The sequence below is a fragment of the Kribbella sp. NBC_01505 genome (genome assembly GCF_045040285.1).
Taxonomy (GTDB): Bacteria; Actinomycetota; Actinomycetes; order Propionibacteriales; family Kribbellaceae; genus Kribbella.
Map to the genome: position 1 here is coordinate 7686816 of NZ_CP109425.1, position 13060 is coordinate 7699875.

The window sequence follows — 13060 nt, forward strand, 5'->3', positions numbered from 1 at the left end:
GTTTTAGCTTCGGCGGGTCTCGTCGACGGTGAGGGTGAAGATGTCGGGGCGGCTGTAGTGGCCGACCGGGTCGAAGTCGAAGACGGCTCGGTCGCGGTCGGCCAGGTCGAGTTCGGCGAAGAGGACGGTCTCGCCCTCGCGGGCGGGGCCGGCCAGGATCTCGCCGAGCGGATTGATGATCGTGCTGCCGCCGTTGATGAGCACGGTGCCGTTGGCGTCGGTCAGGTACTGGTTGGCGCTGATCACGAAGCAGCGGCCTTCGAGAGCGACGTGCCGCATGGTCGCCTGCCACTGCTCACGGTCATCCACCGTCGGTGCACACCAGATCTCGACCCCCTTCGCGTACATGCTCTGCCGGAACAACGGCATGTAGTTCTCCCAGCAGATCGCCGCGCCGAGCACGCCGTACGAGGTCGGTACGGCGGGCATCGTGGAGCCGTCGCCCTGTCCCCACAGGTACCGCTCGGCCGCGGTCGGCATCAGCTTGCGGTGCTTGGCCACCAGCCCAGGCGTGAAGAACAACGCCGTGCAGTAGAGCGTCCCGCCATCCCGCTCGATGACGCCCACCACCAGCTCAACCTTCAACTCAGCAGCCAACTCGGCCAGCCGCCCAGTCTCGGGCCCCGGCACCGCAACCGCCGCCTCCCGATACCGCCGGAACAGCTCCCGCCCCTCCGCCGACCGCGACCCCACCGTCACCCCGAAGTCCATCCCCTTCGGATACCCACCCAAGAACGCCTCCGGCAAGACCACCAACCGAGCCCCACCCGCCGCAGCCTCCCGGACGAATCGCTCCGCCTTGGCCAACGTCCCCGCCCCATCGAACAACACCGACCCCGCCTGAACCGCCGCCACCACCACTGAGCCCATACCAAGAACCCTAGATCCCCCGCCCCCGATCGCCGCTGTCGCTTCACTGCAGACCTGCTCAAACGCATCCCGGCCCTGCGCCGACAACCCAACCCGTCGCGACGAACGCCACCGACCAGCAGCCCTCGCCGTACAACCACGAGCCCACCGACCCAGCAGACGGTCACCGACGCTAACGTCCGAAGGAACTGCAGGCGGGGCTCTCCGGTCCTTCGGACGTTAGCGAGGGGTGCTGGTTAACGTCCGAAGGAACTGCGGGTGGGGCTCTCCGGTCCTTCGGACGTTAGATGAAGTCGGATCAGGCCGGGACCGGGGCTTGGTGGTCAACGGGAGGCGGCCGACGCGGGGCGCGGTGGTTGGTCGGCGCTGCGGCCGGTTTACTGAGACGGGTGGCTGGGCGGGTCTGTGGCTGAGGAGGGATGGTGCGGTCGGTGACCGCGTGCCCGTTGCTTGTGGTTAACGGGTTGTGGTTGCCCCCGACGATGAGGAGGCCCGTTGGCTGACCCGTCGCGGTGGTTGCTCTCAATGATGAGGAGGCCTGTCAGGTGACCCGCCGCCGCGGTTGCCCACTGCGGTTCGGGTCGCCTGCCTCGCCTGCGGAATTTCGCTGGATATCCGTTCAAATGGGCCCTTCTCTGCTCAAATATTGAGGGGAGAACCAGCAACTTGCGGGGAGATCCCCTCGTTTTCTGGACCGCAACCGAAGCCCGGAAGCTCAGGCAACCGCAACGGTGGTCGCCGGCCTCGCCATCCCCGTCAGCCCCAGGCGACGCCGCCTAGCGCTTCAGTAAATCGGCCGCCGCGGCGACCATCCACCGCATACGTGTCCGGCCTGTCCGGTGCGGCGCGAATCGGGGGCACACCAACCACCTCTGCGGGGATCTACTGCCTCTCAGCGACAGCAGCTCCCCGCAAACACGCACAAACCCCGCCCAGCCGCAGGTTCACGGAGACCTACTGCCAAATACCGGCAGCAATCATCCGTGAACCGGCCCCGACCGTGCCCGCGGTGGTTGACGTCCGAAGAAACGCCGACCACGCCCTCGGATCGGACGTTAGCCTCGGCGACCGCCTGAGTGGCCGCGAATCGCGGTCCTTCGCAACCGGCAATGGCGTGAACGCCGCACTACGGACAGGTGGTGGTGGCGTGGGGTGCGGCCGGGCGGCGGTTTGTTGGCCGGTTGCTGTCGTTGGTGGTGGGGCGGGTTGGTGGGGGATTAGGGTGCGGCTCCACGGATGGGGAGGAATGATGGCGCGGTACGTGGGGCCGATCATCGATGTGCATGCGCATCTCGAGCTCGAGGCGGGGGCCGGGATGGCGGGCTTGATGCCGCATCGCGCGGAGGACTACTGGGCTGCGGTGGACGGGCTGGAGGTTCAGGCCGCGGGTGCGCTGGTGATGGCGCCGTTCGGGCAGCCGGACGAGGTTCGGAAGCGGAACGATCAGGTGCTCACGCTTGCTGCGAACGACCCGCGGTGGTTGCCGTTGTGTTCGGTGCATCCGTACGACGGTGACTTCGCGGTCGAGGAGATCGGGCGCGTGGTCGCGGCCGGGGCGGCTGGGTTCAAGCTGCATCCGAACACGCAGGCGTTCGACCTCGGCGACGACCGGGTGACGGCGACCGTCGAGGAGATCGGCCGGCACGGGTTACCGGTGCTGTTCGACGGCTACTCGCCGTTCGATCCGTACCAGCCGGGCAAGTTCGTGCAGCTCAGCATGAGTGTGCCGGATGCCCGCATCATCATCGCCCACGCTCTCGGGCCGCGGTTCGGAGAGCTCGTGGTCTATGACGTGCTGGCCGCGTTCCCCGGGATGTGGAACCGCAACGTCTGGGTCGACCTGTCCTACATGGGTGCCTTGTACGCCGACTCTCCGCACCGCGAGCAGTATGCGTGGAGCCTGCGCAAGCTCGGCGTGGACAGACTCCTGCTCGGCTCCGACTACCCGCTGGGCGACCTCCGGTCGGCGGTCGACGCTTTGGACACCCTCGGTTTCTCCGCCGACGAGCAACACCAGATCGCCCACGCGAACGCAGCCGCCCTGTTCAACTTGTCCTAGTCGTCCTCGTGGGGGTTGATTAGGTTGGGTGGGAGAAGGAGGACTCGATGGGTGGATTGGGTCGGGATGAGGTGCTGGGGTACTGCTTGGGGAAGGCGGGGGCTTGGCGTGATGAGCCGTGGGACGGGGATGTGGTGGCGAAGGTCGCGGAGAAGATCTTTGCCTTCCTCGGGACGGACAGTCTCGGGTTGAAGTGTGGGGCGAACCGGGACGAGGCGGACGAGTTGGTGGCGGCTTACCCGGACGACGTGTCGAAGATGCCGTACCTCGGGCGGTCGGGGTGGAACACGGTGCGGTTCGGCGGAGGGGTGCCGGATGACGAGGTGTTCGAGCTGATCGACGCGTCGTACGAGGCTGTTGTCGCGAAGTTGCCGAGGAGCCGTCGGCCAAACCTCAATGTCGGTGGGGGTGGTTAGGGTCCTGGGCATGTTCGATCATGTTTCGCTTCAGTGCGATGACCTTGCCGCGTCCCGTCGGTTCTACGAGACGGTGTTCGCGTCGCTCGAGATCAGTGTGAGCATCGACTTCGGGGTGGTTATCGCGTTCTCGGGTCCGGACGGTGCACCGAAGTTCTGGTTGGGGGAGACGGCGACCGACAGTCCCCAGCGCGAGGTCCACCTGGCGTTCGCCGCGCCTGATCGCGATACCGTGCACGCTATTCATGCCGCGGCGCAGGAGTTCGGTGCCGAGGTTCTGCATGAGCCGAAGGAGTGGCCGCAGTATCAGCCCGGCTACTACGCCGTGTTCCTGCGCGACCCCGACGGAAACAACGTCGAGGCAGTGCATCGCGTCTCCTGAGCAGTTTGCCGGCAGCCGACGGCGAGTCGGGGCGGCGGACGGGCGGCGACCCTAGCCTCGGGGCATGACTGAGCTGTGGGGGAAGAAGGCGCTCGTAACGGGGGCCACGTCGGGGATCGGGCGGGCGATCGCGCGGAGTTTCGCGGCGGCCGGGGCCGAGGTCGTGGTGACTGGACGGCGAGCCGAGCAAGGCGCCGAGACGGTCGAGCTGATCACCGGCGCCGGGGGCAAAGCGACGTACCTGCAGGCTGATCTCGGTGAGATGGCCGAGGTCGAGCACCTGGCGCAGCTGGTGGGTGACGTCGACATCCTGATCAACAATGCCGGGTTCTATCCGATGGTCCCGACGCCGGCCGTCTCCCCGGACGAGTTCCAGCGCATCTACGACGTGAACCTGCGCAGCGCCTACTTCCTGACGGCCGCCATCGCACCGCGGATGGCGGCCACCGGCGGCGGGACGATCGTCAACACGTCGTCGATCGGCGCCAAGATCGGCCTGCCCGTCGCGGCCGCCTACAGCGGCACCAAGGCCGCCTTGGAGTCGATGACCCGGTCGTGGGCGGTCGAGTTCGGGCCGTCGGGCGTGCGGGTCAACGCCGTCTGTCTCGGAGCGGTCCGCACTGACACCCTGCTGTCGATCGTGCCGGAAGAGGTCCTGCGGGAGACCAGCGCTCAAGGACCCATGGGACGCGTCGGTACGCCGGAGGAGATCGCCGAGGTGGTCTTGTTCCTCGCCTCCCCGCGCTCGAGCTTCGTCACCGGTGCGGTGCTCGTCGCGGATGGCGGATTCAGCGTTCCCTAGGTCTGGAGTGTTCTATTCTCGACACTCGTGACCCCAGATCCGTTCGATGAGCTGGACCGCGGCCTCCTTCATGCGTTGCAGCTCGACGCGCGGGCGCCGTTCCGCCGGCTCGCCGAGGTGCTGGGCGTCTCGGACCAGACCGTCGCGCGCCGCTATGCACGGCTCCGGGAGCGCAGCGCGCTGCGGGTCATCGCGCTCAGCCACCCGAGCCGCACCCGCGAAGTCCAGTGGCTGCTCCGGGTCCGCGCCGTACCGAGTGCGGCCGGTGAGGTGGCCGAGGCGCTGGCCCGCCGGACCGACACCAGTTGGGTGACCCTCTGCGCGGGTGGCACCGAGATCGAGTGCACCGTGTACGGCGAGGATGTCGGGCCGCTGCTTCTCGAAGCGCTGCCGCGTACCCGGCAGGTGATCGACGTCGAGGCGTTCGAGGTTCTGCACGTGTTCTACGGGGGAGCGGGTTTCCCGTATGCCAAGCGTGGTTCGCTCCGCCCGGACCAGGTGGCCGAGCTCCGCCGTCACGTTCCAGAACCCGAGCCCGGCGACAAGCCGGTCACCCTCGACGCGGCCGATCGTCGGCTGCTGGAGGAGCTCCGGACCGACGGTCGCGCGCCGATCGAGTACCTCGCCGCCACCTGCGAGCTCTCCACACCGACTGTTCGCCGACGGCTGCGCAGCCTCCTGCACACCGGCGCGATCAGCTTCGACGTCGATGCGGACCCGATGCTCCTCGACCTGCCCGCCCGCGCGATGCTCCGGCTCGCCGTGACGCCGTCGGAACTGGACGCGGCGGGTCGAGCCCTGGCCGACCATGCCGAGGTCGCGTTCGTGGCGGCCACCACCGGATCGACGTCCCTGTTCGCCGCAATCGGCAGCGACTCGCTCGCCGGCCTCTACCGCTATCTGACGACCGACATCGCCAGCCTGTCCGGCGTCACCGCGGTCAACCTCGCGCCGACCCTCCGCACGATCAAGGCCGCGACCACCCACTACCGCGTCGGATAGCGCAATCAAGGCGGCAGCGCTTGTCGGATTCCAGAAGCTTCGCGGCGATCTCGTTCGCACCCGACGAGCCCTGGCCAAGGCTTACCCCATGACCACTCTCGTGATCGGCGCTCGTGGCGCCATCGGCCGGTACGTCGTCGATGGCCTGCGCGCAGCCGATCTCCCCGTCCGTGCCTCCGTCCGCGACCTCGCCAAGGCCGACTTCGCCCCCGAGGTGGAGGTCGTCCAGGCCGACCTGACCAGGCCGGACACCCTCGACCGCGCCCTCGACGGCATCGCCCAAGTCTTCCTGTACGCCGATCCCGGCAGCGCGACCGATTTCGGCAAGGCCGCCGTGGCCGCCGGCGTGGAACGGGTCGTGCTGCTCTCCTCCGGCAGTGTTCTGTTGCCGTGGGCAACGTCCAATCCGATTGCCGTCGATCATCGGGTGACCGAGGGCCTGCTCACCGACGCCGGTCTGAACCTCGTCCCGATCCGCCCCCTCGTACTGGCGAACAACGCGCTGAACTGGGCCCCGTCGATCCGCGAGCGCCGTACCGTCGAACTGGTCCACCCCGGATCGCTCGCCGCGCCGATCCACGAACGCGACATCGCCGCGGTCGCCGTCGCAGCCCTGCGGGGCGCGGACCCGGCAGTGGTGTCGGCCCTGCTGACCGGCGCTGAACCCGTGACGCTGCGCGATCAGGTCGACCGGATCGCCGAGGTGATCGGTGAGCCGATCCGGATCGAGGAGCTCGACGAGTGTCAGGCCCGGGACACGTTCGGGGCCGGCGAGGCACCCGAGACCGTCGACGCGATCCTGCATTTCATGCGTCGGGGGACCGAGCCCGACGGCTGGGCGATGACCCCGGTAGCCGAGCAGATCCTCGGCCGGAAACCGGTGCCGTTCGCCTCCTGGGCCCGTGATCACGAAGCCGATTTCCGGTGATCGGACACGGTCCGTGACTATTCCCGAACCGGCCTGTGATGATTTCGACAGGCGGACACGGTGTCCTGGATTTGGAGTCTGGGTCCGCGACCCGTCAGACTGGGGGTGAAGAAGGGGAGTATTCCTTCGCGGCGGCATCGTCATCACGGCCGTGAGTTCACGCTCATGCCCGGTGCCCCCGGTCGGCCACGTGGTCGGCGGAAGAGACCTTCGGAGTCCTGTTTCGTCTGCGCTCCGGAGGTTCCTGTGCACGTTGCTGACTACGTTTGGTACATCACGGTCGGCGTGCTGCTCGCGCTGCTGGCCTTCGACGTCTTCATCATCGGCCGTCGCCCGCACGAGCCCACGACCCGTGAGTCGGCGACCGCGATCGCGTTCTACGTCGGTCTCGCGGTGGTCTTCGGGCTCGGCGTCTGGTTCTTCTCGGGCGGGGAGTACGCCGGTCAGTTCTTCGCCGGCTGGCTCACCGAGTACAGCCTGAGCGTCGACAACCTCTTCATCTTCCTGATCATCATGTCCAGGTTCGCGGTGCCGAGGAAGTACCAGCAGACCGCGTTGCTGGTCGGCATCATCCTGGCGCTGGTCTTCCGCGGCGTCTTCATCGCCGTCGGCGCCGCCGCGATCAACGAGTTCTCGTGGGTCTTCTACATCTTCGGCGCGTTCCTGGTCTACACCGCGATCCACCTGGCCTCGCAGGGTGAGAACGACGACGAGGACTACAAGGAAAACGCGGTCATCCGGTTCGCGAAGAAGCGGCTGAACGCGACCGACGAGTACAACGGAGTCAAGCTGACCGTGATCAAGAACGGCAAGCGGCTCGTCACCCCGATGGCGATCGTGATCATCGCGCTCGGCACCACCGACCTGCTGTTCGCGCTCGACTCGATCCCGGCGATCTACGGCCTGACCCAGGAGCCCTTCCTGGTCTTCACCGCGAACGTCTTCGCCCTGATGGGTCTGCGGCAGCTGTACTTCCTGCTCGGTGACCTGCTGAAGCGCCTGGTCTACCTGTCGATCGGTCTCTCGGTCGTGCTCGCGTTCATCGGTGTGAAGCTGGTCCTGCACGCCATGCACGTGAACGAGTTGCCGTTCATCAACGGCGGTCACCACATCGAGTGGGCTCCCGAGATCCCGATCTGGTTCTCGCTCGGCTTCATCATCGTCACGCTCGGCATCACCACGGTCCTGAGCCTGCGCAAGTCCCGCGGGTTGCCGGCCGAGCCGGTCCAGGGCGAGGTCACCGCGGACGAGCCGGCGCCCGAGTCCTCGGACGCCAAGAACGCCTGAGCGTCAGAAGCGAGCGGCGGCGACCAACGTCGTACGCCGCTCGTCGGGAAGCGGCGCGTCTTCGATCTGCTTCCCGGTCTCGGAGGCGTGCAGCATCCCGGTGGGGGAGACGAACCCGACGTGGTGCACCGGCTTGTCCGGGCGTGCGAAGAAGTACAGGTCGCCCGGCCGGGCCTCGTCGATCGGGATGTTCTCCAACGTGTCGGCCTGGTCGTGGGCGTCGCGCGGGATCCGCAGACCGAGCACGCGACTCACGCTGTGCGTCAGCCCGGAGCAGTCCAGCCCGTACGCCGAGGTGCCGCCCCACAGGTATTCCAGCCCGAGGAACTGCGCGCTGAGCCGCAGCCGGTCCTCCGGTATCGACGGCTCCGCCACAGAGCGCAGTACGTCGTTCGCCAGCCAGCCTGAGCCACCATCCGGAGTGGCGACCCGCGTGTACCCATCGGTCCGCTCGACCGAGGCCAGCACCGTGCCGAACGACAGGGTCATCACCGGCGTACCAGCCACCGGCTCTGCAAGCAGGGGCGCGGTGGGCACCGTGATGGCCACCGGATCGGTCGCACTGCTCGGCAGCTCACCCAGATGGCTCGACGGCACCCAGCCCGGGTAGCCGAGTGGGTCACCGGACGAGGGCTGCCAGGGTGCGAGGACCTCTGACCAGCCATCGCGCTCGGAGCGGACCAGCACGGGCTCTGCGAACAGCAGCTGGGACAGAGTCCGGCCGTGCAGGCCCAGACGGCTCTCTCTGTCCATCGACTTCGCCCAGGCAGCCACATCGGGCTGCGTGGCAGTGGCGGGCGCGTCGACCTCACGGGGCGCGTCCGGTCCGGTCCACACCGTGCTGATCGGGACCTTGGCAGCGACAAGCTTCATACGGACAAGCCTGTCACGCCGAGACCAGGCTCAAACGGAAGGTGGATCAGCGAGCCTTCGTACCGGATGCCGCCGATCACCGGTGCGTCACGTAGCCACCACGCCGCGTCGAGATCGTTGACCGCGGAGGTCGGATAGGCCGCGACCAGAGCGGCGGCCGCGCCGATTCCGACGTGACTTTCCATCATCGAACCGACCGCCGTACCGAGGCCGTGTTCCCGGGCGAGCTCCAGCAGGGTCCGGGCCTGCGCCAGCCCGCCGCACTTGGCGAGCTTCACGTTGACCATGTCGGCGGCGCCGTGCCGGATCACGTTGACGAGGTCGCGGACGCCGTACACGGACTCGTCGGCGAGGATCGGTGTGTTCACCCGGTCGGTGACCCACGCCATCCCTTCGAGATCGCCGGCCGCGACCGGCTGCTCGACCAACTCGAGGTCGCAGTCCTCCAACGCGCGGATGGCGGTGACCGCGTCGCGGCGGGACCAGCCCTGGTTCGCGTCGAGCCGCAGCCGCGGTCCCGGCCCGATCGCGTCCCGCACGCGGCGGACCCGCTCCACATCACCGGCCGCGTCGGTGCCGACCTTCACCTTCAGTACGTCGAACCCGTCCGCGATCCGCGCCTTCGCGGCGGTCGCGAGCGCGTCGGCATCGCCAACCGAGAGCGTCACGTCGGTCCGCACGGTGCCGACCGTCGAACCGAGGAACGCCTGCAGGCTGATGCCGAGTCGCCGGGCGGCAAGATCGTGCAGCGCGACGTCGACCGCGGCCTTCGCGCCGAAGTTTCCGGCGGCAGCGTTCTGGACGCGGCGCAGGGCCTCGGTCAGATCGTCCGGCCCGAGGCCGTTCAGCGCGGTGGAGATCGGTCCTTCGACACAGGCCTGGGCGCCGGCGAGCGACTCGCCGGTGACCTTCCAGACCTGCGGCGCCTCACCCCAACCGCTGAGCGAGCCGTCGCTGAGCTCGACCAGGAGCGAGTCGGCGTGCGTCGCCGTCCGCAGAGCGGTGATGAACGGGGTGTGCAGCGGGACGGAGATCAGGTGGGTGGTGAGCTTCATCGGATCGCTCCCAGGTCGTGCCGGTGGTTCCACGCCTCCAGCGCGATGTCCGCGATCAGTTGCTGCGCTCGCACGTCCGGGAGGTCGGACGTCGTACAGACGACCAGAACGAACGGGTCCGCGTCCGGGGGCCGGACGATGCCGCCGTCGTGCCGGATCCGGACGTCCCACCCGTTCTTGTGCTCGACCCGGGTGCCGGGCGGGAGCTGCGCGGGGATCTCGCCGTTCCACTGGTTGCCCGCGAGCAGGTCGAGCAGATACTGGTTGTCCACGGCAACGAGTACGCCGGCCAGTCCGGCCGGGCTCATCTCGTTGCTGATCCCGGCCGCCTGGGCCGCGCGGTCGTCGATGCCACGGCGGATCGCGCTGGCGCCGTCGCCGTACTCGGCGAGGACCGCGTTGGACGCCTCGAGGCCGACCTGTTCCAGGACGAGATCGGTGGCCAGGTTGCTGGACAGCGTGATCATCTCGGTCGCGAGCCAGCCGAGCGGGACCTTGGCACCGAGTTTGGTCCAGGTCGCCGGCGCCTCGTCCTCGTCCGGGTTCACGCCGAACCGCCCGCCGGCCGCGGAGGCGAAGTCGTTGTGCACGGCCACCGGCTGGTCGAGCGTGAGCTCACCGGCCTCGATCTTGCGCAGCATCGCCATCGCGACCGGCAGCTTCATCGTGCTGGCCGAGTAGTGCGTCCGCCCGGACCGGTGCTCGAACACCGCCGTCCCGTCGGCCCGCCCCAGCCACACCCCGAACTCGCCGCTCCCATCAACCGCCCGGAGCAGTTCACCAATCGACATACCAGTCAGCCTCGCACATTTCTTTCCTGGCAAACTTGCCAGGGTGTCCACAACTTTCGGGCTGTTGCTCGGCTTCGTGGCGGACCGTGTTCTGGGCGATCCGCGGCGTTTCCATCCGGTCGCCGGGTTCGGGCAGACGGCGGCCCGGCTCGAGTCTCGCCTGTACGCCGACTCGCGGGCGGCCGGTGCGGCGTACACAACTGCACTGGTCGGTACGACGGCGCTGGCCGGGCTCGCGGCTGAGCGGCTGACGCGGGGGCGGCCGGTTGCGCACACGCTCGTCACTGCGGTCGCCACGTGGACAGTGCTCGGTGCACGCAGTCTGGAGCGTGAGGCTGAGACCATGGCTGCGCTGCTGGAGGAGAAGGACATTCCGGCGGCCCGGGACCGGCTCAGCCACCTGTGTGCGCGGGACGCCACGTATCTGGAAGCTGACGAGCTTGCGCGGGCAACGGTGGAGTCGATCGCGGAGAACACCTCAGATGCATGCGTGGCACCGCTCCTATGGGGCGGAGTGCTCGGAGTACCCGGCCTGCTGGCGTACCGGGCCATCAACACGCTGGATGCGATGGTCGGGTACCGCTCGCCGAAGTACGCGAACTTCGGCTGGGCATCCGCGCGGTTGGACGATCTGGTGAACCTCCTGCCCGCGCGGGCGTGCGCCGTACTGACTGGGGTTGTTGCCAACCGCTATGGCGAGGCACGGCGGGTGTGGAAACGGGATGCGCCGCAACACCCGAGTCCGAACGCCGGTCCGGTCGAGGCGGCCTTCGCCGGCGCACTCGGGCTGTCGCTGGGCGGTACGAACAACTACGGGTCCTATACCGAGGACCGTGGCACGCTGGGAGACGGGCCCACGCCGACTGTCGCTGACGTTCGGCGTACGGCGAAGCTGGCGCGGCGAGTCGGTGTCGCCGCAGCCGGTACGGCGGCGATCCTGGCAGCGGTGAAGGGACGGTCATGGGGCTGAGCAAGCGGCCGATGCGGATCGTGCTGATGCGGCACGGCGAGTCCGAGGCGAATCTGGACAAGTCGATCTACGAGCGGGTCCCGGACCACTCGGTTGCCCTGACCGCACACGGCTGGGAGCAGGCGGCGAAGACGGGGCACGAGCTGCGGGAGCTGTTCGAGGACGAGCCGATCCGGGTCTATGTGTCGCCGTACCTGCGCACGCTGCAGACGCTCAAGGGGCTCGGGCTGGACGACCTGATCGGAGTCGCCCGCGAGGAGCCGCGGCTGCGCGAGCAGGACTGGGCGAACTTCCAGGACACCGAGGACATCGAGCGGCAGGAAGCACTGCGCGACTCCTACGGGCACTTCTTCTACCGGTTCACCCATGGCGAGTCGGGGTCGGACGTGTACGACCGGGTGTCGAGTTTTCTGGAGACGATGCACCGCGACTTCGAGCAGGCCGACGCACCACGCAACGTGCTGCTGGTGTCACACGGACTGACCATGCGGCTGTTCTGCATGCGGTGGTTCCACTGGTCGGTCAAGTACTTCGAGACCCTGCGGAACCCGGCGAACGCCGAAACACGCGTGCTGCTGCGGCAGCCGGACTATCGGTACAAGCTGGACCGGCCGTTCGAACGCTGGACGACGACGTACGAACCCAAGGACGAGGAGCGCGCGGCGTGGTTGTAGAGCAGATCCAGAAAGCGGCCATCCACCTGCTGGAGAGTCTGCGTCCGGCGCAGCGGAGTCTGATCCAGGCGCCGTTCGACACTCCGGACCACCAGGAGTGGACCTATCTGCCTGGGCATCGGCCCGGCCTGCCGTTGTCAGCGCTCACTCCGGAGCAGCAGCAGCTGGCGCACCAGCTGATCGCGGCCAGCTGCAGTGAGCGTGGACTGGCCGACTCACTCGCCGTACTGGACGCGGAAGTGATCCTGCGCGGGCATCCGGTCCCAGCATCGACGGACTGGCAGGACTCGCTGGCCACGCCTGGCTACTTCCTGCGCATCCTGGGGGACCCCGCGAGTTTCGAGCCGTGGGCCTGGCGGCTGAACGGTCACCACCTGGCGATCCATGTGACGTTGGTCGACGGTGCGATCTCGTTCACTCCGTCGTTCATCGGCTCCAACCCGGCCGAGGCACCGTCTGGCCGCCGCTTCCTGGCCGCCGAGCACGACCTAGGCTTCCAGCTCCTGCAGGCGCTCGACGACAGCCAGCGCGCGGTCGCCGTCGTCTCATCGGACGCTCCCGACGACATGCTCACCCGCCACGACCCAGTGGCCGATCCGGCGCTGCTGCACCGCGGCCTCGCGTACGGCGACATGACCGCCGAGCAGCGTCAACTGCTCAGCCTGCTGGTCGGCCAGTACGTCAGTCGCGCGGCCGGTCCGATCGGTCTGCTCACCTGGCAGGACCTGACCGAGCAAGGCATTGAGAACCTGACATTCGCCTGGGCCGGGGAAACCACCCCGGGGATCGGCCACCGCCACTACTACTCCCTGGCCGCCCCTACCTTCCTGGCCGAGTACGACAACACGCAGGACAACGCCAACCACATCCACTCCGTCTGGCGGTCCCACCGCTCCGACTGGGGCACTGACCTCCTCGCCGCCCATTACGCCGAGCACCGCTGAGATAGGG

General features: G+C 68.1%; 14 protein-coding genes. 10 read left to right on the forward strand and 4 right to left on the reverse strand.

Going from position 1 to position 13060, the window contains the following annotated elements; all coding sequences use genetic code 11:
* Positions 1-3 precede the first annotated feature (3 nt).
* Positions 4-870 (reverse strand): carbon-nitrogen hydrolase family protein, encoded by an 867-nt coding sequence (locus OG474_RS36105; RefSeq protein ID WP_405058123.1) that lies wholly within the window; start codon positions 868-870, stop codon positions 4-6.
* Between the two features lie 1249 nt (positions 871-2119).
* Here OG474_RS36105 and OG474_RS36110 point away from each other — a divergent pair.
* The 7 genes from OG474_RS36110 to OG474_RS36140 all read left to right on the forward strand — a co-directional run bounded on the left by OG474_RS36110 (position 2120) and on the right by OG474_RS36140 (position 7746).
* Positions 2120-2929 carry an amidohydrolase family protein gene (locus OG474_RS36110; protein WP_405058124.1) on the forward strand — a complete coding sequence of 270 codons (810 nt, stop codon included), beginning with the start codon at positions 2120-2122 and terminating at the stop codon, positions 2927-2929.
* A gap of 47 nt (positions 2930-2976) precedes the next feature.
* Positions 2977-3345: an MmcQ/YjbR family DNA-binding protein gene (locus tag OG474_RS36115; protein WP_405058125.1), complete on the forward strand. Its 369-nt coding sequence runs from the start codon at positions 2977-2979 to the stop codon at positions 3343-3345.
* 10 nt (positions 3346-3355) lie between these two features.
* Positions 3356-3727, forward strand: coding sequence for a VOC family protein (locus OG474_RS36120; RefSeq protein WP_405058126.1), 372 nt, complete (start codon positions 3356-3358; stop codon positions 3725-3727).
* A gap of 64 nt (positions 3728-3791) precedes the next feature.
* Positions 3792-4529, forward strand: coding sequence for an SDR family NAD(P)-dependent oxidoreductase (locus OG474_RS36125; RefSeq protein ID WP_405058127.1), 738 nt, complete (start codon positions 3792-3794; stop codon positions 4527-4529).
* Between the two features lie 27 nt (positions 4530-4556).
* A complete protein-coding gene (locus OG474_RS36130; RefSeq protein WP_405058128.1) occupies positions 4557-5531 on the forward strand; it encodes an Lrp/AsnC family transcriptional regulator in 975 nt (324 codons plus the stop codon).
* Positions 5532-5619: 88 nt separating this feature from the next.
* Positions 5620-6459, forward strand: a complete 840-nt coding sequence (locus OG474_RS36135; RefSeq protein ID WP_405058129.1) for an SDR family oxidoreductase — start codon at positions 5620-5622, stop codon at positions 6457-6459.
* Positions 6460-6705: 246 nt separating this feature from the next.
* Positions 6706-7746 (forward strand): TerC family protein, encoded by a 1041-nt coding sequence (locus OG474_RS36140; RefSeq protein ID WP_405058130.1) that lies wholly within the window; start codon positions 6706-6708, stop codon positions 7744-7746.
* A gap of 3 nt (positions 7747-7749) precedes the next feature.
* Here the strand turns inward: OG474_RS36140 and OG474_RS36145 are convergent, their stop codons facing one another.
* Genes OG474_RS36145 through OG474_RS36155 form a run of 3 tightly spaced genes read right to left on the reverse strand, consistent with a single transcriptional unit; the run spans position 7750 to position 10465 of the window.
* The gene (locus tag OG474_RS36145) at positions 7750-8619 is read right to left on the reverse strand and encodes an NlpC/P60 family protein (protein ID WP_405058131.1); all 870 of its coding nucleotides are present in this window, start codon (positions 8617-8619) and stop codon (positions 7750-7752) included.
* Positions 8616-9674, reverse strand: coding sequence for a mandelate racemase/muconate lactonizing enzyme family protein (locus tag OG474_RS36150; RefSeq protein WP_405058132.1), 1059 nt, complete (start codon positions 9672-9674; stop codon positions 8616-8618). Before OG474_RS36150 ends, OG474_RS36145 begins: the two co-directional genes overlap by 4 nt.
* Positions 9671-10465, reverse strand: a complete 795-nt coding sequence (locus OG474_RS36155) for a serine hydrolase (RefSeq protein WP_405058133.1) — start codon at positions 10463-10465, stop codon at positions 9671-9673. Before OG474_RS36155 ends, OG474_RS36150 begins: the two co-directional genes overlap by 4 nt.
* Before the next feature lie 43 nt (positions 10466-10508).
* Here OG474_RS36155 and OG474_RS36160 point away from each other — a divergent pair, with 43 nt between their 5' ends.
* The 3 genes from OG474_RS36160 to OG474_RS36170 are packed head-to-tail and all read left to right on the forward strand — an operon-like array spanning position 10509 to position 13053.
* Positions 10509-11435 (forward strand): cobalamin biosynthesis protein, encoded by a 927-nt coding sequence (locus OG474_RS36160; protein WP_405058134.1) that lies wholly within the window; start codon positions 10509-10511, stop codon positions 11433-11435.
* Positions 11426-12109 (forward strand): phosphoglycerate mutase family protein, encoded by a 684-nt coding sequence (locus OG474_RS36165; RefSeq protein WP_405058135.1) that lies wholly within the window; start codon positions 11426-11428, stop codon positions 12107-12109. Before OG474_RS36160 ends, OG474_RS36165 begins: the two co-directional genes overlap by 10 nt.
* Positions 12100-13053: a DUF3500 domain-containing protein gene (locus OG474_RS36170; RefSeq protein WP_405058136.1), complete on the forward strand. Its 954-nt coding sequence runs from the start codon at positions 12100-12102 to the stop codon at positions 13051-13053. Before OG474_RS36165 ends, OG474_RS36170 begins: the two co-directional genes overlap by 10 nt.
* The last annotated feature ends 7 nt before the right edge of the window (positions 13054-13060 follow it).